Source organism: Achromobacter deleyi, from assembly GCF_902859705.1.
Taxonomy (GTDB): Bacteria; Pseudomonadota; Gammaproteobacteria; order Burkholderiales; family Burkholderiaceae_B; genus Achromobacter; species Achromobacter deleyi.
Genome location: NZ_CADIJO010000002.1, coordinates 268155 through 291970, shown reverse-complemented (window position 1 = coordinate 291970; position 23816 = coordinate 268155). Strand labels below are relative to the sequence as shown.

The window sequence follows — 23816 nt, the reverse complement described above, 5'->3', positions numbered from 1 at the left end:
GATTCACTCCACAAGAGAGACCCACAGCGGCCCGCCAAGCGGCGCGGCCAGGAAGCGCCGGTTGATCTCGGCCAGGGTCTGGGCCGGGTCCAGGTCGGCAAAGCGGTCGGGATGCAGCCACTTGGCCGCGATTTCCACGAACAGGATGTTGAGCGGCGCCATGCTGATCAGGCCGGTCCAGATGCCGTGCACCCGGCCATGGCGGGTACTGGCCAGGTCGGCAAAGCCCGGTCGCGCCACCAGCCGGCGCAGGCCTTCGCGGCCCTGCGCCGGGTCCAGGCCCGGGCCGATGGCCGGCCGCCCGCCCGACGCCCAGCCGCCGCCCGAGGCGATATACACATCATGCGGCGTGGCCAGCAGGTATTCCCGCTGCAGCTTCTGGAACCACGGCGCGGTCACGCCCGGCAAGGGCTGGCCGCCTGCCAGCGCCAGCAGTTCGCCCCACACCTGCTTGCCCGCGGCCCAGCAGCAATCGTCCACCGTGGACTGCACCTCCAGGTAGGTCGTGACGGGCGCCGCGCCGGCCAGCCGGCGTGCGACCTCGGCCAGGTGCGCGTCGACAAACGCCAGGTAGGCGGCCGCGCGGTCGCGCGCGTCCAGGATCTCGCCCCACAGGCGCACATGGCGGCGCAGGGTGTCGATGGGGCCGGCCTGCGGCGCATCGGCGTTGCTGGCCACGTCGCTGAACACCACGGGAATGCCCAGGCCCGCCAGGCGGTCCACCAGGCCGCCTTGCCCCGGCGGCGCCATGAAGGCGCTGGCCACCACCAGGTCGGGCGCCAGGTTGACGATGCCTTCCAGCGAGATCGTGGTGGGCGCCTGCTTGCCCACCACGGGAATGCGCCGGCCGCGCTCGAACTGCGCCTGCAGGCCGCTGCTGTCGATGCGGTCCACGGCGGCCCAGCCCACCACGCTGGCGGCCGGGTCCGCCTGCAACAGCCCCATGGTGAAGAGGTCGCGCGCTTCCAGCAGGATGATGCGCCGGGGCGTGCCGGCCAGCGTGACCGTGCGGCCCGCCAGGTCGGTGATCGTGCGCGGCGGGCCTGCCACGGCCAGGCGCCCCGCGCCCAGCCCGGCCAGCAACAGCCCCCCGCAGAATTGGCGCCTGTCGATCATGCCGTCCTCACCAGCGGTAGCGCAGGCCCGCCACGATCTGGCGGCCGTTGCCGTATTGGCAGAAATAGTCGGAACTGCAGCTGCTGTAGTAGGTCTTGTCGAACACGTTGTTCACGTTCAAGCGGCCTTCCAGCCCCTTCAGGCTGGGGATGGTGGCGCCGAAGTCGTAGCGCAGCGCGGCGTCGATCAGCGTGTAGCCATCGGCCTTGACCTTGTTGGCGTTGTCGGCGTAGCTGCTGCCCACCACACGCACGCCAGCGCCGGCCTTCAGCCCTTCCAGCACGCCGCTGCCGAAGCGGTAGTTGGCCCAGACCGAACCGAAATAGTCCGGCACCGCCTGCGGCCGTTTGCCGTTGTTCCCGGCCACCGCGGCCTGCGTCACCTTGGTGTCCAGCAGCGTCAGCGCCGCGATCAGTTCCAGGTTGTTCGTGACCTGGCCGCGCGCCTCGAATTCCAGGCCCTTCGAGCGGATGCGGCCTTCCTGCGTGTTGAAGCCGAAACGATCCGGCACCAGGGCATCGGTTTGCCTGATGTCGAACGCCGACACGGTGAACAGCGCGTCCACGCCGGTGGGCTGGTATTTCAGCCCGACCTCGTATTGCCGCGCCTTGCTCGGCACGAACGGCGCGCCGTTGGCATCCACGCCCACGTTGGGCTCGAACGAGGTGGCATAGCTGACGTACGGCGCCAGGCCGTTGTCGAACAGGTACAACAGGCCCGCACGGTAGCTGGTGGCCTCGCTGGATTGGTCGGTGGACGTCTTGGCCAGGCGGTTGTCGGTGTCCTGCTCGGTCCAGTCGTGGCGCACGCCCAGCGTGGCGCGGAAACCACCGAAGCGCAGCTGGTCCTGCACATAGGCGCCGGTCTGGCGCAGCGTCTGGCCGCTGTCGATGATGGTGGTCAGCGCGCCGATGGGCACGCCGTACTGCGGGTTGGCAACGTTCAAGGACGGCGCCGGGCCCCAGTTGTAGCGCCAGTCGCTGCGCGTGTATTGGTAGTCCAGGCCGGTCAGCAGCGTGTGCTGCACGGCGCCCGTGGCGAAGTCGAACTGCGCCTGGTTGTCCATCGACACGCCTTGCACATGTTCGATGGACCGCAGCGCCTGGCGCGCGATGATGCCGTCGGCCGTCATGGGCGCGGCCATCTGCAGCGAGCGGAAATCCACATCCACGTCGGAATAGCGCAGGCGCGAACGCAGCGTCAGCGTCGAACTGGCGCGGTGTTCGAGCTGGTAGCCGATGCCGTGCTGTTCGCGCTTGAAGGCGTCGAAGTCCGGATCGCCGATGTTCAGCTTGCGGCCCAGGTCGTCCTTGTACTGCGACGGCGCCAGGAATGTCGGATACAGCGAATTGAAATAGCCGCCGTCCGGGTCCTTCTGGTAGTAGGCCGACAGGGTGAACGTCGTGTCGCCGTTCGGCTGCCAGGTGATCGACGGCGCCACGCCGACGCGGCCTTCCTTCACGCCGCTGTAGCGGCTGTCGGCGCGGCGGCCGATGGCGGCCACGCTGTATTGCAGCGTGCCGTCCGCATTCAGCGCGCCGGCCGAGCTGAAGCCGGCCTGGGCCCGGCCTTCCGACCCGCCTTCGAGCAGGATCTCGTGCGAGGCCTGGTCGGACGGCCGGCGGCTGACCTGGTTCACCAGGCCGCCCGGGCTGATCTGGCCGTACAGCAGCGCCGACGGCCCCTTGAGCACGTCGATGCGGTCCAGCAGATAGGGATCGATCGACGTCTGCGCAAAGGCCTGGCCACGCGGCAGCTTCAGGCCATCCAGAAAGCTGACGTAATTGGTGGCGGTGCCGAACGCGCCGAAGCCACGCAAAAAGACCGAGTCGTAGCGTGTGTTGCTGTCGCGGTCGGACAGCACGCCGGCCGTGTAGCGCAGGGCTTCGCTGACGGTCTGCGGCGCTTGCTCGTCGAGCTGCTTGCGCGTGACGGTGCTGACCGACTGCGCGGTTTCCAGCACCGGCGTGCCGGTCTTGGTGGCCGACGTGTTGACCGGCAGCCAGACCCGGTCGCCCGTGTCGACCGGGTCGAGCGCCACGCCGCGCACCACCACCGGACTGAGTTGCTGCACCGCCTGTTCCTGCGCCTGGGCGGCCCCCGCCGCCGCCAGCAAGCCCGACACCGTGCCGAGGATCACGGCTTCCCGGACATCAATCGCCATTTCAACACCTGTTGCAAATGAAAAGAAATCTCAATTGCAATCATAATCCCATAAACGGGACGTTATCGTCCAGTTATCGGATCGAAAATAATCCGCTTGACGAAGATAGAACCTGGGTGATAACGGGATTTGTCCGTATGGTTATTTGCACCCCCGGCGTTCCTGCGGGACAATGCCGCCATCGACGACACCCCACCCCGGACCGACTGGATGCCCCCGAAACCCGCCCGCGCGACCCCGACCGCCGCCCCGCAGCCCCAGGCCGCGCCGCCCCGCAAAAAGGCGCAAGGCGGCCGGCCCACCAAGGAAGCGGCGGCCCAGCTGGAACGGCGCATCCTGGACGTGGCGGCAGGCCTGTTCGCCGCGCAAGGCTATGCGGCCACCTCGATGGAACAGGTGGCCGATGCCTGCCAGGCCGGCAAGGACACCATCTACCGCCGCTATGCGTCCAAGAGCGCGCTGTTCACCGCCATGATGGAACGCTTTCGCGGTGAAATCGTGGCCGAGCTGGAAGCCTGTATGGCCGCCGACGGCCCGCCCGAGGAACGGCTGCGCCGCTATGCGCGCGCCCTGCTGGGCGTGAACCTGCGGCCGCAACTGGTGGCGCTGAACCGCGTGGCGCTGGGCGAAGCGGTGCAGGCCAAGGGCGTGACGCCCACCCCCACCGCCGAAGACCCCTTCATGCGCCGCCTGGCCGGCCTGGTCGAAGCGGCGCAGGCCGCCCATGCGTTGCGCGCAGGCGATGCCTTGTTCATCGCCGAACAACTGCTGTACGCCACGTCGATCAAGCCGCTGGTGGCGACCATGCTGGGCGAGACCCGCTTTGCCGGCGCCGCCGAGCAAGAGGCGTATTTCGAGCAGGCGTGGGCGCTGTTCATGCGGGGCGCGGCCCAGATGCAATAATCCGCCCACGGCCGGGAATAAAACCTTCGGCCAGTCGTCTTACGGCAACTCGAGACCTTTGAAAGGCTTGTTTTCCCATGACTGGCGGCTTTACCGACGACGACCTGCGCGAGGTGCTGCCCCGGCTGCGCCGCTTTGCGCTGTCGCTCACCCACGACCTGGCCAATGCCGACGACCTGGTGCAGGCCTGCATGGAACGCGCGCTGTCCCGCGCGGCCGGCCGCCGCGCCGACGGCGACCTGCGCGCCTGGCTGTTTTCCATCCTGTACCGATGTTTCCTGGATAGCCAGCGGCGCAGCAAACGATATGCGCGCATCCTGGATTTCTTCAGCGGTGCGCCCGAACCGCTGGCCCCGTCAGCCGAAGATGTCGCCATCGCTCGCGCCGCCCTGGGCGACCTGGCCCGCCTGTCTGCCGACCAGCAAAGCCTGTTGCTGCTGGTGTCGGTGGAAGGCCTGGGCTACCAGGAAGCCGCCGACGTGCTCGACATTCCCATTGGCACCGTCATGTCCCGGCTGTCGCGCGCCCGCAAGGCGTTGCGCGACCTGTCCGAAGGCCATGCCCCCAGCAAGCCCGCCCTGCGATTGATGAAATGACCACGCCCACCGAACAAGACCTGCACGCCTATGCCGACGGCCAACTGGATGCCGACCGCCGCCGCGACGTGGAACGCTATCTGGCCAGCCACCCCGACGCGGCCCGCCAGGTGGACGACATTCGGGCGCAGACCGAGCGCCTGCGCCAGCAGCACGCCGACCTGAGCCGCTACGCCCCGCCGCCGCGCCTGGACCCGGCGCAGATCCGCCATACCCTGCACGCCCGTTCGCGCCGCTACCTGGCGCTGGCCGCCACGCTGGTGCTGACACTGGGGCTGGGCGGCCTGGGCGGCTGGCAGGTGCGCGATGCCGCCATCCGCAGCAGCTACCTGCCGATGGCCGATGCGGTGCAGGCCTACCGGATGTTCGCCTCATCGGATGCGACCGCATCGATGGTGGACTTTCGCTCGACCCAACCGGCCGAACTGCAGGACTGGCTGAACCGGCACTTCGTGCAGCCCGCGCCCTTGCCTGATTTCAATGCCTTCGGTTTCCAGCCGGTGGGCGGCCGCCTGATGTCATCCGAATACGGGCCGGCCGCGATGGTGCTGTACCAGAACGCCGCCGGCGAAACCGTGCTGTATTACGTGCGCCCGCCCGGAGGCGTCGTCAACTTCGGCGACGGCAAGCGACGCGACGGCGACCTGCTGGCGCAGTACTGGAAACAGGGGCGTTATTTCTATGGCGTGGTCAGCCCCAGCGACACGCCCGCAGCGCGCGCCGTGCAGCAGGCGGTGGCGCCGGACGTTTGAATCAGGGACACGTTTGAATAAGGAATGCCTACGCGGCCGGGTCATGCCCGGCCGCTTTTTTTCAAGAACCGGGAATAAGCCCGCCGCCCGTTCGTCTTACCGCGGACAGGCAGACATCTTGCGGCACATCGCCAGGCGTCGCTGGCCTGCCCCTCTCTTGAAACCGAAGGAATCCGCATGAAGATCAAACACGCCCTGACCACCGCCGCACTCGCGCTGGCGACGCTGGGTCTGGCCCACGGCGCCGTGGCTGCCCCCATCAACAATGTCGTGCTGGTGCACGGCGCCTACGCCGACGGGTCGAGCTGGTCTGAAGTGATCGAACGCCTGCAGAAGGCCGGCCTGCACGTGACGTCGGTACAGAATCCGCTGACCTCGCTGGCCGACGATGCCGCCGCTACCCAGCGCGCCATCGCCTTGCAAGACGGCCCGACGATCCTGGTGGGCCATTCGTGGGCCGGCACGGTGATCAGCCAGGCCGGCAACGACCCCAAGGTCGCGGGCCTGGTGTACGTGGCCGCCCGCGCGCCGGACGCCGGTGAAGACTACGGCGCGCTGGCTGCCCGTTTCCCCACCCCGCCCGCCAGTGCCGGCCTGGTGAAAGCCGGCGGTTTCGCGCAACTGAGCGAGCCGGCCTTCTTGCACGACTTTGCCGGCGACATCGACCCGGTCAAGGCGCGCGTGCTGTATGCCGAACAAGGCCGCATCTCGGACACGCTGTTCGCGTCCCGCACCACCGAAGCCGCCTGGCGCCACAAGCCCACCTGGTACGCCGTGTCCACCAACGACCGCACCACCTCGCCGGAACTGGAACGTTTCCTGGCCAAGCGCATGAACGCCCACACCATCGAACTGGCGTCGGGTCACCTGTCGCTGCTGTCGCACCCGGACGAAATCACCCGACTGATCCTGCAAGCCACCGGCCGACCGGGCTGAACGCGACCACGCGACGGATCAAGCCGCCTGCCGCGCGGCCGCCGCGTCCGGATCCCACCGGCGCCCCGGTACCGCGGCCAGCAACGCACGGGTGTAGGGATGCGCGGGGGCCGCGAAGACCTCCGCGCACGGCCCTTGTTCGACCACCTGGCCGTTCTTCATGACGGCGATGTGGTCGCACACCTGCGCGGCCACGCGCAGGTCGTGGGTGATGAAGACGATGGACAGGCCCAGTTGTTCGCGCAGGCGCGCCAGCAGGGCCAGCACCTGGGCCTGCACCGACACATCCAGCGCCGATACCGGTTCGTCGGCGATCAGCACCCGCGGCCGCATCGCCAGCGCGCGGGCCAGTCCGACACGTTGGCGCTGGCCGCCGGAAAATTCATGTGGGTAGCGGCGCAGGGCGTCCGGCGACAGCCCCACCAGCTCGAACAATTCGCGCGCCTGGGCCCAGGCCTCGCGCCGCGGCATGCCGTGCACGATGGGGCCGCGCGCCACGATCTCGCCCACGCGCTGACGCGGGTTCAATGACCCATAGGGGTCCTGAAACACCATCTGCACGCGCCGCGCATGCTCGCGCCGCGCGCGGCTGCCTTTGAACGTCACGGTGTCGCCGGCCAGCGTGATGGCGCCGGCATCGGGCGCCAGCAAGCCCAGCAGGGTGCGCGCCAGGGTCGACTTGCCCGAACCGCTTTCACCGACGATGCCCAGCGTGCTGCCTTCGCGCAGCGCCAGCGTCACGTCGTCCAACGCATGCGTGACGCGGCCCGGCTGGCCGAACCAGCCGCGCTTGCGATAGGTCTTGGACAACGCCTGGGTGGTCAGGATGTTGGGTGCGTCCGCCGCCACGGCTTGCCGGCTGGCGGCGGGCGCCAGCGGCGGCACGGCGGCGATCAGTGCGCGGGTGTAGGGGTGGCGCGGGCGTTCGAGCACCTCGTCGGCCGCGCCGCTTTCCACCAGCACGCCGCGCTGCATGACGGCAACGCGGTCGGCAATTTCCGCCACCACGCCGAAGTCGTGCGTGATGAACAGCACCGCGGTGCCGCGCCGCCGCTGCAAGTCGTGAATCAAATGCAGGATCTGCGCCTGCGTGGTGACGTCCAGCGCGGTGGTCGGTTCATCGGCGATCAGCAGCGCGGGCTCCAGGGCCAAGGCCATGGCAATCATGGCGCGCTGGCGCTGGCCGCCGGACAATTCATGCGGGTAGGCGCCCAGCGCGTGCGTCGGGTCCGGCAGGCGCACGGATTCCAGCAGCTCCAGCGTGCGGCGGCGGATCTCGGCGCCGGCAAGGCGGGTATGCGTGCGGAACACTTCCGCAATCTGGTCGCCGATGGTGCGCAAGGGGTTCAGCGCCGTCATCGGTTCCTGGAAGATCATGCCGATGCGATGGCCGCGCAGGCGCCGCAACGCGTCGGGCGGCAGGCGCAGCAGGTCCTGCCCTTGCCACAGCACCTGGCCGCCGCTGGCGCGCACGCCCTGCGGCAACAGGCCCAGGATGGCGCCCGCGGTCAGCGACTTGCCCGACCCGCTTTCGCCGACCACGCAGACGATTTCGCCGGCGTTCACCGACAGGGACAGGTCGTGCAGCGCGTGCGGGCGGTCGGCGCCCGCCGGCAGGTCGACGGTCAGGTTCTGGATGCGGAGCAATTCGGTCATGAGACGGCGATGGTAAGACGCGGGCCGCAAGCGTCTAACGACCGTTCGGCGATAAGCAAATCACCGCTCGGAATCCGCATATCGACATGCGGAAAACGTCCTTCTAGCCGGCACGCGGAGTGCTTAGGATCAGGGTTTTGCACACCAGACGCCTCTGGGCGCCTCGCGTTTCCTCTTCGCATTCTCTCTTTCCGCCCCCATGTCCCTATCCCCTTCCGAGACCGCCTCGACGGCGCCGGTTCGCGTTGCCGTCGACGTCGGCGGCACGTTTACCGACATCGTCCTTGAACAAGAACCCCGCCGCTGGTCCGCCAAGCTGCTGACCACGCCGGACGCGCCCGAGACCGCCGTGCTGCAAGGCATCGAAGAGCTGCTGGACCAGGCAGGGCTGTCCTGGCCGCAGGTCAGCCTGCTGATCCTGGGCACCACGCTGGCCACCAATGCGCTGATCGAACGCAAGGGCGCGCGCACCGCGCTGCTGACGACGGCCGGCTTTCGCGACCTGGTCGAGATCGGCCTGGAAGATCGCTTCGCGCAGTACGACATCTTCCTGGACAAGCCCGAACCGCTGGTGCCGCGCCCCTGGCGCCACGGCATCACCGAACGCGTCGACGCCCAGGGCCAGGTGCTGACGCCGCTGGACGAGGCCCAGGTGGTCGCGCTGGCCGGCGAGCTGACCCGTGCCGGCGTCGAAAGCGTGGCCGTCTGCCTGCTGCACAGCTACGCCTACCCCGACCACGAACGCCGCATCCGCGAGCTGCTGCGCGAACACGCGCCGCAGCTGTGGGTGTCGCTGTCGTCCGACGTGTGCGCCGAAATCCGCGAATATCCGCGCCTGTCCACCGTCAGCGCCAATGCCTATGTGCAGCCGCAGGTGTCCGGCTACCTGCGCCGCCTGAACGAGGCCGCACGCCAACGCGGCCTGCGCGGCGAGCCATTCCTGATGACGTCCGGCGGCTCGATCGCCACCTTGCAGACCGGGGTCGACGAACCGGTGCGCCTGGTCGAATCCGGCCCCGCGGGCGGCGCGATCCTGGCGCAGCACATTGCCGAGCAGACCGGCGCCGCCCGCGCGCTGTCGTTCGACATGGGCGGCACCACCGCCAAGATCTGCTACATCGACGACTTTGAACCGCAAGTGAGCCGCAGCTTCGAATTCGGCCGCGTGCACCGCCACTTGAAGGGCTCCGGCCTGCCCATCCGCATTCCGGTCATCGAGATGGTCGAGATCGGCGCGGGCGGCGGCTCGATCGCGCGCGTCAACCACCTGGGCGTGGTGCAGGTCGGCCCCGACAGCGCCGGCTCGTCGCCCGGCCCGGCCGCCTACGGCAATGGCGGCGAACTGCCGACGGTGACCGATGCGCACGCCCTGATCGGTACGGTGACGCCCGACCGCTTCGCCGTGGGCAAGGTCAGCCTGCAGCCCGAACGCGCGCGCCACGCCATCGAGACCCACCTGGCCGCGGCCGCCGGCCTGGACGGTCCGCAGGCCGCGCAGGCCATCATCGACGTGGTCACCGAGAACATGGCCAACGCCGCCCGCGTGCACGCATCGGAACTGGGCAAGGCCGCCGAAGAACACACCCTGATCGCCTTTGGCGGCGCGGCGCCGCTGCATGCCGCGCGGCTGGCGCGCAAGCTGGGCATCGGCCGCGTCATCATCCCGGAATCGGCCGGCGTGGGCTCGGCGGTGGGCTTCCTGTGGGCGCCCATTGCCTACCAGGCCGTGCGCAGCTTTCATCAACGCCTGGCCACGATCGACCACGCCGCCGTGCAGCGCCTGCTGGACGAACTGACCGCGGGCGTGGACACCGTGGTGCGGCGCGCCGCGCCCGATGCGCCGCTGAGCCACAAGCGTGTGGTCTTCATGCGCTACAGCGGCCAGGGCCACGAGATCCCCGTCGACCTGCCGGAAGGCCCCTTCGACGCCGCCGCCAGCCGTCAGCTGGACGCCACATTCGCCGAACGCTACGCCCAGCTCTATGGCCGCAGCCTGCCGCACGTAGCGCCCGAAACCGTCAGCTGGTCGGTCGCCGCCCAGGCCGGCGCGCGCCGCGAACGGCCGCGCGACCACATCGCCAGCGGCCCGGCCACCGCGGCGCGCTCGTCCGGCACGCGCGCTCTGTATGACTTCGAACACAACCGCTGGGCCGACGTGCCCACCTATGAGCGCCAGGCGCTGGACGCAGAGCAGAAGCTGAGCGGCCCCGCCCTGGTCGTCGAAGACGAGACCACCACCTTTGTGCCCGCGGGCTTCGAGGCGCGGCGCAGCCGGCTCGGCTCGCTGGTGCTGGACGACATCCAGGCGGCCTCGGCGCCGCGCGCTGGAAAGGAACACGCAGCATGAGTACGCAACAACACACGCCCCAGGAACGCATCCGCTTCCAGCTGGCCTGGAACCGCCTCTTGTCGGTCGTTGAAGAACAGGCCCAGGTCCTGATCCGCTCGGCCTTCGGCACCGCCACGCGCGAGGCCGGCGACCTGTCCGCCGGCGTCTTCCTGCCGGACGGCCGGATGATCGCGCAGGCCGTCACCGGCACGCCGGGCCACGTCAATGCCATGGCCGAATCGGTCAAGCACTTCCTCAAAGTGTTCCCGCCCGACACGTTGAAAGACGGCGACGTGCTGCTGACCAACGACCCCTGGAAAGGCACCGGCCACCTGTTCGACATGACCATGGTGTCGCCGGTGTTCCATGACGGTGCGCTGGTGGCGCTGTTTGCCTCGACCCTGCACGTGATCGACATCGGCGGCATCGGCAGCAGCGCCGACGGGCTGGAGGTCTACCACGAAGGCCTGTTCCTGCCGATCCTGCGGTTCTTTCACCAGCACCAGGTCGACCCCGGCGTGCTGGCCATCATCCGCGCCAACGTGCGCGAACCCGAACAGGTCGAAGGCGACCTGTATGCGCTGGTGGCCTGCAACGACATCGGCGGTCGCCGCCTGAAGTCGCTGCTGACGGAATTCCAGCTGGCCGACCTGGACGCGCTGGGCGGCTACATCGTCGAGCAATCGGCGCAGGCGATGCGCCAGGCGATCTCGCAATGGCCCCAGGGCACCTGGCACAACACGCTGGTGATCGACGGCTACGACGCCCCCATCACGCTGCAAGCCAGCGTCACCGTGCAGGCCGGCAAGATCCTGGTGGACTTCGACGGCACCTCGCCCAGCGTCACGCGCGGCATCAATGTGGTCAAGGCCTACACCGACGCCTACACCTCGTTCGGCATCCGCTGCCTGATCGGCGCCGATGTGCCCAACAATGCCGGCTCGCTGTCGCTGGTGGAAGTGTCCGCGCCCGAAGGCTCCATTCTGAACGCGCGCTTTCCCGCCGCGGTCACCGCCCGCCACATCATCGGGCAGATGCTGCCCGACGTGGTGTTCGGCGCCCTGCGCCAGGCGCGCGCCGACCAGGTGCCCGCCGAAGGCGCCTCGTCGCTGTGGAACCTGCACCTGGTGGGCGGCGAGCCGTTGGCCGGCGCCACGCAGGCGGAGCAGCAGAGTCTCTTGGCCGGCCGGCGTTTCAATGCCACCAGCTTTTCCACAGGCGGCACCGGCGCGCGGCCCGGCAAGGATGGCCTGTCGGTCACGTCCTACCCCAGCGGCGTGCGCAACGTGTCGCTTGAAATCCTGGAAAGCGCCAACCCGCTGGTATTCGAGCAAAAGGAATACCGCCAGGATTCCGGCGGCCCGGGCACGGTACGCGGCGGCCTGGGCCAGACCATCGTGGTGCGCCACGCCGATCCGCAGGCCGGCATGATCATCGCCGCCGCCTTTGACCGCGTGGTGCATCCGGCCCGCGGCGCGCTTGGCGGCCAGGCCGGGGCCGGCGGCAGGCTGGAACTGTCGTCCGGCGCCGTGCTGCGCGCCAAGGGCCGCCAGCTGATTCCGGCCGGCGAACGCCTGGTGGTGCATACCCCCGGCGGCGGCGGGCTGGGCGATCCTGCCGAACGCGCCGACGCCCGCCTGCAACGCGACGTGCAGTACGGCCTGGTCAGCGCCGCGCAGGCCGAAGACGCCTACGGCCGCCCCGTCGCCCCTACCTGATCCCTTGAACCCCGGCCCGGCGCCCTGCGCGCCGGGCGTCCCCCTCTTTGCCGACGACCATGAAACCGCTCCGCCGTCCCTTCCTGAAACTGCTGTTCTCCGGCCTGCTGCTGGCCGCCGCGCCATACGCCCACGCCGAACCCGCCCGCGGCGGCACGCTGACGCTGCTGCTGCCGTCCGAACCCACCGCGCTGGTCACCGTGGGCAACGTCGCCACGCCCATCCTCAGCGTCAGCGCCAAGGTCACCGAAGGCCTGCTGAAGTACGACTACGACCTGAAACCCGAGCCGCAGCTGGCCACCGCCTGGACCATCAGCCCCGACGGCACGGTGTACACCTTCACCTTGCGCCAGGGCGTGAAATGGCATGACGGCAAGCCGTTCACCGCGGCCGACGTGGCCTTCTCGATCGACCTGCTCAAGAAGATCCATCCGCGCGGGCGCAACACCTTCGCCAACGTCACCGCCATCGAAACGCCCGACGACCACACCGTGGTGCTGCGCCTGTCCAAGCCTGCGCCCTACCTGATCCGCGCCTTCGTCGCCACGGAAACGCCGATCATCCCCAAGCACATCTACGAAGGCACCGACCCGCTGACCAACCCGGCCACGTCCGCGCCGATCGGCACCGGCCCCTACAAGTTCAAGGAATGGGTGCGCGGCAGCCACATCGTGTATGAGCGCAACCCCGACTACTGGGACAAGCCCAAGCCCTACATCGACCGCCTGATCGTGCGCGTGGTGGCCGACCCCGCCGCCGCGGCCATCGCCTTCGAGACCGGCACGGCCGACCTGGGCTACCGCACCCCCGTGCCGCTGGCCGACCTGGCGCGCCTGAAGGCCGTGCCCACGCTGCGCTTCGAGACGAAGGGCAACAGTTATTCCTACAACGTCACGCGGCTGGAATTCAACCTGGACGACCCGTTCTTCAAGAACGAGAAAGTGCGCCAGGCGGTGGCCCACGCCGTCGACCGCAACGTCATCCTGAAGGTCGTGAACTACGGCGTCGGCCAGGTGGCGTACTCGCCCATCGCGCCCGGCCTGAAGACGTACAACGACCCGGCCGTCACGCCCTACCCCTTTGACCTGAAGCGCGCCAACGCGCTGCTGGACGAAGCCGGCTATCCCAAGGGCGCCGACGGCGTGCGGTACCGCGTGACGCTGGACTACAACCCGATCGGCGCCGATGGCCCGCGCCTGGCCGACTACCTGCGCACCACGCTGGCGCGCGTCGGCATTGCCGTCACCGTCCGCGCGCAGGATGCGTCGGCCTTCATCAAGCGCGTCTACACCGACCGCGACTTCTCGTTCACCACCAACGGCGCCAGCAACCTGTTCGACCCCACCGTGGGCGTGCAGCGCCTGTACTGGTCAAAGAACTTCATCAAGGGAGTGCCCTTCTCCAACGGCACGCACTACAACAACCCCAAGGTGGATGAATTGCTGGAAGCCGCCGCCGTCGAAAACGACCCGGCCCGCCGCGTGCAGCTGTTCAAGGAATTCCAGCAGATCGTGGCCCGCGAGGTGCCCGACCTGAACCTGTACCAGCCGGAATTCATCACCATCGCCAACCAGCGCGTGCACGACCATTCGCTGACCGCCGACGGCGTGGAATCCAACCTGGCCGACGTCTACCTGCAACCATGAGCGCACGCACCCTGCGCGTCCTGGGACGCTCGCTGCTGCAGGCCGTGCCCACGGTCATCGGCGTCGTCCTGCTCAGCTTCTTCCTGCTGCAGGCCGTGCCGGGCGATGCCGCGGACGTGATCGCGGCCGAGTCCGGCTCGGCCACCGAGGCCAGCATGGCGGCGCTGCGCACGCACTTCGGGCTGGACCAGCCCGTGCTGCAGCAGCTGGGCGACTACCTGCGCAACCTGGCCACGCTGAACCTGGGGGTATCGCCGCGCTACAACCTGCCGGTGTCAGACCTGATCTTCAGCCGGCTGGGCAACACGGTGCTGCTGATGGGCAGCGCGCTGGCCTGCGCCCTGGCCGCTGGCATCGCGCTGGGCGCGCTGATGGCCAGCTTTGCCGGCCGCTGGCTGGACCGGGCCTTGTCGCTGGCCGCGCTGCTGCTGTATTCCACGCCCGGCTTCTGGCTGGGCCTGATGGCCATCATCCTGCTGTCGGTCAAGCTGGGCTGGCTGCCGCCGGGCGGCGTCTCCACCATCGGCTCGGGCGCCACGGGTCTTGCGCACGCGCTGGACGTGGCGCGCCACCTGGTGCTGCCCACGCTGGCGCTGGCCAGCTTCTATGTCGCCATCTTCGCGCGGCTCACGCGCGCCTCGATGCTGGAAGTCAACCGCCAGGACTTCGTGCGCACCGCCCACGCCAAGGGCCTGACACCGCGCGCGGTGGCGCTGCGCCATGTGCTGCGCAACGCCCTCATTCCCGTCACCACCGTGGCGGGGTTGAACGTCGGCACGCTGCTGGGCGGCGCGGTGGTGGTCGAGACCGTCTTCAGCTGGCCCGGCCTGGGCCGCCTGGCCTATGACTCTGTCATGGGTCGCGACTACGTCGTGCTGCTGGGCATCCTGGTGCTGTCGTCGCTGCTGGTCATCGTGGCCAACATCCTGGTCGACCTGCTGCAGACCGTGCTGGACCCGCGCATCCGCGCGCGCTGAACGGCGCCTGCTGCTTGCCTGGGCCACGAATGCCTGCTCACACGACGCCGCTTCTTTCCTGAGTTCCCTCATGTCCGCTTCTATCGAATCCACGCTGGGCGCCCCGCCCGCCCGATTGCCCTGGCGCCGCCGCGGCGCGCTGGGCCGCCTGCTCGCCAACCCCGCCGCCGTCGCGGGCGGCGTGCTGCTGCTGTTGATCCTGCTGGCCGCGGTGACCGCGCCGTGGGTGTTTCCGAACGACCCGCTCGACATGGTCGGCCCGCCCATCCTGTGGCCCGGACAGGACCCCGGCTTCTGGCTGGGCACCGACACCATGGGGCGCGATGTGGCCGCCGGCCTGGCGCACGGCGCGCGAGTATCGCTGACCGTGGGTTTCACCGCGGCGCTGCTCAGTCTGGTCATCGGCATCGCGGTCGGTGCGGCCGCCGGCTATTTCGGCGGCTGGGTCGACATGGCGCTGATGCGCGTCACCGAGCTGCTGCAGACCATTCCGTCGTTCCTGCTCGTGGTGGTCATCGTCGCCATCGCCCGGCCGTCGGTGGCGGTGATCGCGCTGTCCATCGGCGTGGCGTCCTGGCCCGTGATCGCGCGGCTGGTGCGCGCCGAATTCCGCACCCTGCGCGAATCGGAATTCGTGCAGGCCGCGCGCAGCCTGGGCTACAGCCACGCCCGCATCGCCCTGCTCGAAATCCTGCCCAACGCCCTGCCGCCGGTCATCGTGACGACCTCGGTGCTGGTCGCCAACGCCATCCTGATGGAATCGGCCTTGTCGTTCATGAACATGGGCGACCCCAACGCAGTGTCGTGGGGCAGCATGATCGGCAGCGCCCGCGAAATGCTGCGCACCGCCTGGTACCTGACCGCGCTGCCGGGCGTGTCCATCATCCTGACCGTGCTGTCGCTGAACCTGCTGGGCGATGCGCTGAACGACGCCTTCAATCCCCGGCTGGCGCGGTAAAGCGCATGAACGCTGCGTTTGGCGGGCGGTCCGGGCGAATGGGCCTGGCGCCGCCCGCGCATTGCCCTCCGGTATATTTCCCTTTTTGTGCAGAGCAATAAGGGGAACGGCATGGGATGGATCTATCTGGCGCTGGCCGGCGTCGCGGAAGTCTTCTACGCGGCGGCCATGCCACGCACCGACGGCTTCACCCGCCTCGGCCCCAGCCTGTTCTGCATCTTCTTCATCGGCGTCAGCATGTACCTGCTGTCACTGGCCACGCGCACCATTCCCGTGGGCACGGCCTACGCCGTCTGGGTCGGCATCGGCGCCGTCGGCACCGCCATCTATGGTTCGCTCTTCCTGGGCGAAGACCGCAGCTTCATGCGCGTCATGTGCTTTGTCCTGATCATCTCGGGCATCGTCGGCCTGAAGGCGCTTTCACCGGCCAAGGACTGAGCGGCGTCTGCGCGCCCGCTCCCGGACGTTTCCGTTCCCAGGCGCGCGGCAGGAGCGCGGCGAGGCCCCGGAAAATCAAAGTAGACATTTTTTTCTAGAAAAACTATTCTAGAAAAATAATTCTATCAACGTTTCTGTCCACGTCCGCCTCGATGCCCCCCACGACTCCGCCCGCCGCCAAGCCCACCAGCGCCGAACTCGACGTGCTGCGCGCGCTGTGGGAAACCGGCCCCGCCACCGTCAAGCAGGTCCACGCCGCCATGGCCGCCCAGCGTGACGACCTGACCTACGCCAACGTGCTGCGGCAGATGCAGCTCATGCACGGCAAAGGCCTGCTGACGCGCGACGAAAGCGAGCGTTCGCATGTCTATGCGGCGGCGCAAAGCCAGGCGGCCACGCAGGGCGGCCTGGTCAAGGACCTGATCCGCCGCGCCTTCGCCGGCTCGGGCAAGGCGCTGGTGCTGGCCGCGCTGCGCGATGGCCACGTCAGCAAGAAAGACCGCGCCGAAATCGAAGCGCTGCTGCGCAAAGACAAGCCGTGAACGCGTACCTGCTCGCCACGGCCTGGGCCATCGGCGGCAGCCTGCCGGCCGTGGCCTGGAAGATCCTGTGCCTGCACGCCGCCACGGCGGGCCTGCTGGCGCTGACCCGGCCTGGCGACAATCGCTTGCGTTATGCGCTGCTGTGCGCCGCCCTGTGCGCCTGCGTGGCAGTGCTGGCGGCCGATGTGGCCTCGGCCTGGCGCGCGTTGCCGGGGCCGACGGGCCTGGACCCTGCCGCGCCGGCCGCCGCCCGCTGGCCGCTGTGGCTGGCGCTGGCCTGGCTGATCGGCAGCCTCCTGGGGTCGGTGCGCGTCTTGCTGGGCATCGGCTGGCTGCGCGGCCAATTGCGCCGCAGCCAGGCCTGGGCCGACCCGGTCTGGCAGGCGCGCGCCGCCGACCTGTCGCGCCGCCTGGGCCTGGCACGCGGCGTCAGCCTGCGCGTGGCGCACCACCTGGCCACGCCCGTCACCGCTGGCTGGCTCAAGCCCGTGGTGCTGATGCCCGCTACGCTGGTGACCGGCATGCCGGCCGACCTGCTGCAAGCCCTGCTGGCGCATGAATTGGCGCACGTGCGGCGCCACGATTACCTGGTGAACCTGTTGCAGCATGCCGCCCAGGCCCTGCTGTTCTTCCATCCCTCGGTGTGGTGGCTGTCGCAGCGCCTGCGCATCGAACGCGAGCGCATTGCCGACGCCATGGCCGCCTCGGTGCTGCCCAGCCCGTTGACGCTGGCCCGCGCCTTGCATAGGTTGAGCGACGCCCCCCGCCCCCCCGCGGCTGTCGCCCCCGGCGCACGTGACGGCGATCTGCTGGACCGCATCCGCCGCCTGGCCGCCCCCGCCAGCCTGCCGGCGCGGCGCACGGCCGCCGGGCCCATCCTGGCAATGACACTGGCGCTGGCGGGGTTCATCGCCTGGCCCGCACTGCAAGCGGCCCGGCCCGCTCAAGCGCCCACGGCCACCGAAGCCCGCCACATCCTGGCCCAGCTACCCGGCATCCAGGCCCTGATCGCCTCCAGCGGCGCCACGCACGTGCTGCTGCAGGACGACGCGTCCGGCGCCACCCTGCTCGGCCGCGCCGAAAACGACGCCGTGCCCATCGCGTCGCTGACCAAGCTGATGACCGCCATGGTCGTGCTGGACACCGCGCCCGACCTGGACCGCCGCATCGTGATCGACGAACAGGATGCGCAGGCCACCGCGGCATCCCCATCCGCCCTGCCGGTGGGCACCGCCACCACGCTGGACACCCTGCTCAAACTGGCGCTGATGTCTTCCGACAATCGCGCCGCCCATGCGCTGGCGCGCAGCTACCCGGGCGGTCCACCCGCGTTCCAGGCCGCCGTGCAGCGCAAGACCGCCGCGCTGCACCTGCAACACACGACGCTGCAAGAACCCACCGGCCTGTCGGGCGCCAACCGCGCCAGCGCCGTGGACATCGGCAAGATCATGGCCGCCGCGTCCGCCTATCCGCAGATCGCCCGCGACACCACCGCGCTCGCCGAGACCGTCGCCACGGCCGGCGCGTCGCTGCACTACCGCAATACCAATCCGCTGGTCGGCGCGCAGGGCTGGGACATCCGCCTGTCCAAGACCGGGGCCTCGACCGAGGCGGGCCGCTGCCTGGCCATGCGCCTGCATATCGACGACCGCGACCTGACGCTGGTTCTGCTCAACGGGCGCACGCCGCGCGCCTGAGTGTTGGCTTTTTTCCCTGATGACTGCATCGATCATGACCGTTCGACTCTTGCCCCACGCCCTGGGCGTCGCTTTTTCCCTGACGGCGCTGGCCGCCGCGCCCACCCAGGCGCGTGAACTCTGCACCGTCGTGGCCGACGCCGCCACGGGCAATATCGTGTTCCAGCAAGGCACGGCCGAGGCCTGCGGCGCGCGTTACACGCCGGCCTCGACCTTCAAGCTTGCCATCGCCCTGATGGGCGCGGACGCCGGCATCCTGCAAGGCCCGCACGCGCCCGTGCTGGACTACCAGCCCGGCTACCCCGACTGGGGCGGCGACGCCTGGCGCCAGCCCACCGACCCGGCGCGCTGGATCACGTATTCCGTGGTCTGGTATTCGCAGCAAATCGCCCAGCGCCTGGGCGCGCAGCGCTTCCAGCAGTACACGTCCGCGTTCCGCTACGGCAATGAAGACGTCTCGGGCGAGCCCGGCAAGCACAACGGCATGCAAGTCGCCTGGATCATCTCGTCGCTGCGTATCTCGCCGCTGGAGCAGATTGGTTTCCTGCGCCAGGTCGTCAACCGGCAACTGCCCGTCAAGCCCGCCGCCTACGAGTTGGCCGACACCCTCTTCGAAGCCGGCAGCGCCGACGGCTGGCACATCTATGGCAAGACCGGCACCGGGTCGCCTGGCAATGCCGGCGTGTACACGCCCGCCAACGCCTACGGCTGGTTCGTCGGCTGGGCCCGCAAGAATGGCCGCCAGCTCGTGTTCGCCCGCCTGATCCAGGACGAACAGGCCACCCGGCCCAACGCCGGCCTGCGGGCGCGCGACGAACTGATCAGCCAGTGGCCGGCGCTGACCGCCCCGGCGGCGCAGCAGTAGGCCCCGCCCATGCTGACCGATGCGCGCGATGGCGGCATCGACACGCTGCGCGGCATGTCGATCCTGCTGGTGCTGCTGCACCACTTCAACATCGCCTATCCCATGCAAGACACCCTGCTCGCCGGCCTGCTGGGCTGGCCGCTGCTGCACGCCATTGCGCGCAACGGCAACTATGGCGTGACGATGTTCTTCGTCATCTCGGGGTATCTGGTCACGCGCAACGCGCTGGACCGCTGGGGCAGCCTGGGCGCCGTGCGGCTCGCGCCCTTCTACGGGCTGCGGCTGGCGCGCATCGTGCCCACGCTGTTGCTGACGCTGGCCGTGGTGAACGCCCTGGCGCTGGCGGGCGTGGCATTGTTTGGCAACCGTGCGGACGCCGCCGTGTCGCTGTGGACGACCAACCTGGCCGCGCTGACGGGCTGGATGAACGTGCTGGTGATCCGCGAGGGGTGGCTCAACTATGCCCTGGGCGTGATGTGGTCGCTGTCGGTCGAGCTGGCCTTCTATCTGCTCTTTCCGCTGGCGTGCCTGCTGCTGCGCCGCGCGAGGATGCGCAGCGTGCTGGCGGCGGCGCTCATCATCGCCGGCCCGCTCTATCGCCTGGCGCACCAGGACGGCAGCGAGGCCTATCTGTATGGCTACCTGGCCTGCTTCGACGCCATCGCCATCGGTGGCGTTGCCGCGGTCCTGGCCCGTCGCCATCCGCCCGCCTTCCTGCAACGGCGGCTCGTGCACGCAGCGGTCGGCATCGCCATGCTGCTCTTCTACCTGGCCTGGCCCATCAGCGCCAGCAATGTACTGGGCGCCAGCGCGATGGCGCTGGGCACGGCCGTGCTGCTGCTGCGTCGGCCGGCGACAGACCGGCCACGCACCGGCTTGGCGCAGCGCCTGCTCGGACGCTGCGGCCGCGACTGCTACGAGATCTACCTGCTGCATCTGGTCGTGCTGGGCCTGCTGCGCACGGCCTGGCCGCCCGCCTTGACGCCCGGCGATGCCAGACTGGCCTTGCTGTGCGCCTATCTGGCGGCCTCCTGCCTGATCGGCGCCCTCGTGGCGGGGTGCTATTCCAACCCGGCGAACCGGGCGCTGCGCCGGGTTTTCGGTGTGACGCGCGCGGCCGCCGTTACGTCCGGCACAAAAGCGTAACGGCCATGACGAACCCCGGCTCGGCATATCCGCTATAAATAAGGGTCTAAAAATAACGGGGCCAGACTGCCCCTATGCCATGCCCCGACTCCCGGACCTGTTGCGCCCCCTTGGCCGGATACTGCTTTTCACGCTGGCCGCCCTGATCAGCCCCCAAGTGCTTGCCGCGCCGCCCACGCTGGCGCAATGCCACGGCATCAAGGACCTGGCTTTTGTCGCCCACCTGGATGACGACCTGCTGTTCATGAACCCCGACATCGCCTCGAACGTGGCGGCGGGCGGCTGCGTGCGGGTGGTCTACCTGACCGCCAGCGACGCGGGCGAAGGCGACACCTACATGCTGGGCCGCGAACGCGGCGTGCGCGCCGCCTACGCCTACATGGCCGGCAAGCCCGACCAATGGAAGGAAGACACCGGCATCGTCGCCGGCCGCCGCATCGCGCGCTTCACCCTGGAAGGCGACCCCCGCGTGCAGCTCTGGCACATGCGCTTGAAAGACCCCTGGCTGGGCAAGGGCTGGGGCAGCCTCACGCCGCTCAGCCGCACGGAATCCGAGCCTGGCCAAAGCGTCGACACCCTCGGCCCCTACCCGGAAACCTACACCCGCGAACAACTGGTCGACACGCTTGCCGAACTGATCCGCCAGTACGCGCCCACCACCGTGCGCCACCTGGACGACACCATCGCCGTGCCCTACACCCAGCTGTGCTGGCGCTGCGCCGGCCACGGCCATCCCGACCACATCGCCAGCGCGCGGCTGGTGCGCGCGGCCATGCTGCGCGTGCCGGGCAACTACGCCGAAACCGGCTACATCGACTACCCCAGCCAGGAACGCGCCACCAACCTGGCCGACGCCGAGATCGCCAGCAAGTCGGTGATCTTCCAGCACTACGCCTGGAACGACTACCACTATTGCGCCGGCCCCACCGGCTGCAAGGAACCCGCCGGCCCCGCGGCCGCCTGGGTCCAGCGCGCCTACTACGTGTCGCGCCAGGACATGCCGCCGCAGATCTATCCGGACGGCCGCGGCGGCCTGGTCGTGTTCGCGGCGGGCGAGACCAACGCCGCCGTCAACCGCTGGGACGCCGGCCAACACCGCTGGCAAAGCCTGGGCGGACGCACCAGCGGGCCGCTGGTGTCATTCACCCACGCCGACGGCACCGCCGGCCTGATGGCGCGCGACCCGCTGGGCGGCGTCTGGGCCAACAAGCAGCGCCATGACGGTACCTGGCAAGGCTGGCAGGCGCTGGCCGGCATCCGCGTCACGCAGATTCCGGCCGTGGCGCCACGAGGCGAAGCCGCCGCCGTGGCGCTGGGCTACGACGGCCGGCTGCACTGGATCGCGCCCACCGGCATCGACGGCAGCTGGAGCCCCTGGCAGGAACTGCCGCCGCTGGACGGCGCCACCGGCGCGCCCGCCGTCGTGCGCGGCGACGACGGCCGCTACATCGTCTTTGCGTCGGCCGGCGCCGGTCAACTGTTCTACACGCGGCAACTGCCCGCCGCCAAGGGCCAACGCCCCGACTGGCAGCACTGGCGCCGCATCCCCGCGCCCGAAGCCGCCGGCGGCCTGGCCGCGATCCGCAACCACGAACACCGCGTCGAACTCTACTTCCGCCAACGCGCCGACAACCACCTGACGCGCCTGGAAGAAACCGGCGACACCACCGACCTCAACATGGACTGGAGCGCCCCCACCGACCTGGGCGTGCCCTACATCGGCCGCCCCGCCATCGATGCGGATGCGCAAGGCAACGTGGTGCTGGCCATCCTGGAACGCGCCAACGGCCCGCTCTGGCTGGTCGAACACGGCAAGCCCGCCAAACTGGACGCCGAAGCCGCCTCGCCGCCCGCGATGCACCTGATCGACGGCACGGTGTACATCGTCGCGCGCAGCACCGGCGGCCCGCAGCGCTACCAGGTGCTGTCCCGCCGCGACGGCCAGTGGGCCACCGCCCTGACATTGGACGGCGTGCCCGCCACCGGCGGCGGCCCCTTCGCCGCGGTCGCCGCGCGCCCGGCCGACCTGCCCAACCTGGGCGCCAATCCGCCTGGCAACGCCGTGGTGGTGCGCCCGTCTTCTGCCGAACCGGGCACGCTGACGCAGGAACGCATGCCAACGCAGACTTCGCGCACGGCCACGCCGACTCGGGTGCAGTGAAGAAATGAAAGGGTGTGACGGCGCGCGCCCCTCAAGGCGCGCGGCCCAGCAACGGATTCGGCAGCTTGAAAATCTGCCCCGATGCCCCCGACAGCGCCGTCGCATAGATCGTCTTCTGATCGCGCGACAAAGCCAGGTTTGAATGATGTTCCCCCGGCAGGGCCACGCGGGTCATCAGCTGACCCTGGTCGTCCAGCACCCACATCCCGCCACCGTTGTACAGCGCGACGAACAGGTGACCGCTGCCATCGCTGCGGATGCCGTCCGGCGTATGGCGAAAGGCCTGCCCGCCGGGCGCCAGCCCATCCAGATCGGCGAACAATGCGCGGCCTTCCAGCGTGCCGTCGCGATGCACGTCAAAGCGCAGAATGCTGTCGGTGGTGCTTTCGCCCACATACAGGATGCCGCCATCGGGCGACAGGGCGATGCCGTTGGCGTTGCGGATGTTGTCGGCCACGGCCACCGGCGCGCCGCCCTGCGGCGCCAGGTAGAACACCTTGCCCAGCCACGAATCGTCGCCCGACGCGGTGAAGTACACGCCGCCGCGGGCGTCGGCGACCAGGTCGTTGGGCCGGTAGAAGGGTTCGCCTTTCGAGCCGCGCTCGAACGTCCGCTGCTTCACGCCATCCCGTGATACCTGCTGCACGGTGCCGCTGTCGTAGCAGGCAACCAGCAGCGCGTCGGGCGTGGCCACCAGGCCGTTGGCGCCGCAACCCGGCAAGCGGGCGACGACCGCCTGGCCAGAAGGCGTCAACCGGTTGACGGTCGAGGCCTGGTAATCGACGAAGTACAGCGTGTCCTGCACCATCACAGTGCCTTCCGGAAAACCGATGCCGTCCGCCACCTGCGTTGCGCTGGCCGCAGCATCGACGTCCAGCGGCGTCTTGTTGATCGAGGCGTCGCCCGTCACGAGCGCCGAGTTGGCGGAAGCCTCGTCCGCCCATGCGGAAACAGGCGATGCCAGGAAGAATGCGATGACTGCCGCGGATAGCCGCATATTCAGGTCCTTTACGGGCGATCGACCTGGCCGCGCACACCGCGATGCGGCGCATCGCTTTCCCTTGGCCGCAAGCCACCTGATCGCCTGGCATCCGACCGCCGAGCAGGCGGCGAAGTTCCTGGCCGCCGACGCTTTCGCCACTGAACTGCCACGGAAGTAACCCGTACAAACCCGGCCTTTTCCCGAGCCAACCCGTGCGGCGCTTGCCTGTATTAT

Annotated in this window: 19 protein-coding genes; 15 read left to right on the top strand and 4 right to left on the bottom strand. The window is 69.3% G+C overall.

Translation table 11 applies throughout. The annotated features are described in order from the left end of the window. Positions 1-3 precede the first annotated feature (3 nt). Positions 4-1116, bottom strand: a complete 1113-nt coding sequence (locus HV798_RS03795) for an ABC transporter substrate-binding protein (protein ID WP_175191298.1) — start codon at positions 1114-1116, stop codon at positions 4-6. A 7-nt stretch (positions 1117-1123) separates the two neighbouring features. Beyond that, positions 1124-3280: a TonB-dependent siderophore receptor gene (locus HV798_RS03790; protein WP_175191299.1), complete on the bottom strand. Its 2157-nt coding sequence runs from the start codon at positions 3278-3280 to the stop codon at positions 1124-1126. A gap of 210 nt (positions 3281-3490) precedes the next feature. Here HV798_RS03790 and HV798_RS03785 point away from each other — a divergent pair, with 210 nt between their 5' ends. The 4 genes from HV798_RS03785 (at position 3491) to HV798_RS03770 (ending at position 6467) form a co-directional block, all read left to right on the top strand. After that, the gene (locus tag HV798_RS03785) at positions 3491-4183 is read left to right on the top strand and encodes a TetR/AcrR family transcriptional regulator (RefSeq protein WP_175191300.1); all 693 of its coding nucleotides are present in this window, start codon (positions 3491-3493) and stop codon (positions 4181-4183) included. A gap of 77 nt (positions 4184-4260) precedes the next feature. Next, positions 4261-4779 (top strand): sigma-70 family RNA polymerase sigma factor, encoded by a 519-nt coding sequence (locus HV798_RS03780; RefSeq protein ID WP_175191301.1) that lies wholly within the window; start codon positions 4261-4263, stop codon positions 4777-4779. Next, on the top strand, positions 4776-5531 hold the full coding sequence (locus tag HV798_RS03775) for an anti-sigma factor family protein (protein ID WP_175191302.1): 756 nt from the start codon (positions 4776-4778) through the stop codon (positions 5529-5531). Before HV798_RS03780 ends, HV798_RS03775 begins: the two co-directional genes overlap by 4 nt. A gap of 177 nt (positions 5532-5708) precedes the next feature. Further along, positions 5709-6467, top strand: coding sequence for an alpha/beta fold hydrolase (locus HV798_RS03770; RefSeq protein ID WP_175191303.1), 759 nt, complete (start codon positions 5709-5711; stop codon positions 6465-6467). An 18-nt stretch (positions 6468-6485) separates the two neighbouring features. Here HV798_RS03770 and HV798_RS03765 read toward each other — a convergent pair whose 3' ends face one another. Then, on the bottom strand, positions 6486-8123 hold the full coding sequence (locus HV798_RS03765; protein ID WP_175191304.1) for an ABC transporter ATP-binding protein: 1638 nt from the start codon (positions 8121-8123) through the stop codon (positions 6486-6488). A 199-nt stretch (positions 8124-8322) separates the two neighbouring features. Here HV798_RS03765 and HV798_RS03760 point away from each other — a divergent pair, with 199 nt between their 5' ends. The 11 genes from HV798_RS03760 (at position 8323) to HV798_RS03710 (ending at position 22600) form a co-directional block, all read left to right on the top strand. After that, positions 8323-10470 carry a hydantoinase/oxoprolinase family protein gene (locus HV798_RS03760; protein ID WP_175191305.1) on the top strand — a complete coding sequence of 716 codons (2148 nt, stop codon included), beginning with the start codon at positions 8323-8325 and terminating at the stop codon, positions 10468-10470. Next, the gene (locus HV798_RS03755; protein WP_175191306.1) at positions 10467-12170 is read left to right on the top strand and encodes a hydantoinase B/oxoprolinase family protein; all 1704 of its coding nucleotides are present in this window, start codon (positions 10467-10469) and stop codon (positions 12168-12170) included. Before HV798_RS03760 ends, HV798_RS03755 begins: the two co-directional genes overlap by 4 nt. Before the next feature lie 59 nt (positions 12171-12229). After that, the gene (locus HV798_RS03750; RefSeq protein WP_175191307.1) at positions 12230-13816 is read left to right on the top strand and encodes an ABC transporter substrate-binding protein; all 1587 of its coding nucleotides are present in this window, start codon (positions 12230-12232) and stop codon (positions 13814-13816) included. Beyond that, positions 13813-14793: an ABC transporter permease gene (locus HV798_RS03745; protein WP_175191308.1), complete on the top strand. Its 981-nt coding sequence runs from the start codon at positions 13813-13815 to the stop codon at positions 14791-14793. The genes HV798_RS03750 and HV798_RS03745 overlap by 4 nt, the downstream gene beginning before the upstream one ends. A gap of 70 nt (positions 14794-14863) precedes the next feature. Next, entirely contained in the window at positions 14864-15751 is an 888-nt protein-coding gene (locus HV798_RS03740) for an ABC transporter permease (protein WP_175191309.1), read from the top strand. A gap of 111 nt (positions 15752-15862) precedes the next feature. Then, positions 15863-16189 carry a DMT family transporter gene (locus tag HV798_RS03735; protein ID WP_025139094.1) on the top strand — a complete coding sequence of 109 codons (327 nt, stop codon included), beginning with the start codon at positions 15863-15865 and terminating at the stop codon, positions 16187-16189. A 152-nt stretch (positions 16190-16341) separates the two neighbouring features. Next, positions 16342-16731 (top strand): BlaI/MecI/CopY family transcriptional regulator, encoded by a 390-nt coding sequence (locus HV798_RS03730; RefSeq protein ID WP_025139093.1) that lies wholly within the window; start codon positions 16342-16344, stop codon positions 16729-16731. After that, positions 16728-18428, top strand: coding sequence for a M56 family metallopeptidase (locus tag HV798_RS03725; RefSeq protein WP_175191310.1), 1701 nt, complete (start codon positions 16728-16730; stop codon positions 18426-18428). The genes HV798_RS03730 and HV798_RS03725 overlap by 4 nt, the downstream gene beginning before the upstream one ends. A gap of 34 nt (positions 18429-18462) precedes the next feature. Next, positions 18463-19293, top strand: coding sequence for a class D beta-lactamase (gene blaOXA / locus HV798_RS03720; protein ID WP_175191311.1), 831 nt, complete (start codon positions 18463-18465; stop codon positions 19291-19293). Between the two features lie 9 nt (positions 19294-19302). After that, entirely contained in the window at positions 19303-20439 is a 1137-nt protein-coding gene (locus tag HV798_RS03715; RefSeq protein WP_175191312.1) for an acyltransferase family protein, read from the top strand. Between the two features lie 79 nt (positions 20440-20518). Beyond that, positions 20519-22600, top strand: coding sequence for a DUF8189 domain-containing protein (locus HV798_RS03710; RefSeq protein WP_175191313.1), 2082 nt, complete (start codon positions 20519-20521; stop codon positions 22598-22600). Between the two features lie 31 nt (positions 22601-22631). On the opposite strand, the gene HV798_RS03705 is transcribed toward HV798_RS03710, so the two are convergent. After that, positions 22632-23597, bottom strand: coding sequence for an SMP-30/gluconolactonase/LRE family protein (locus HV798_RS03705; protein WP_175191314.1), 966 nt, complete (start codon positions 23595-23597; stop codon positions 22632-22634). Positions 23598-23816: the final 219 nt, after the last annotated feature.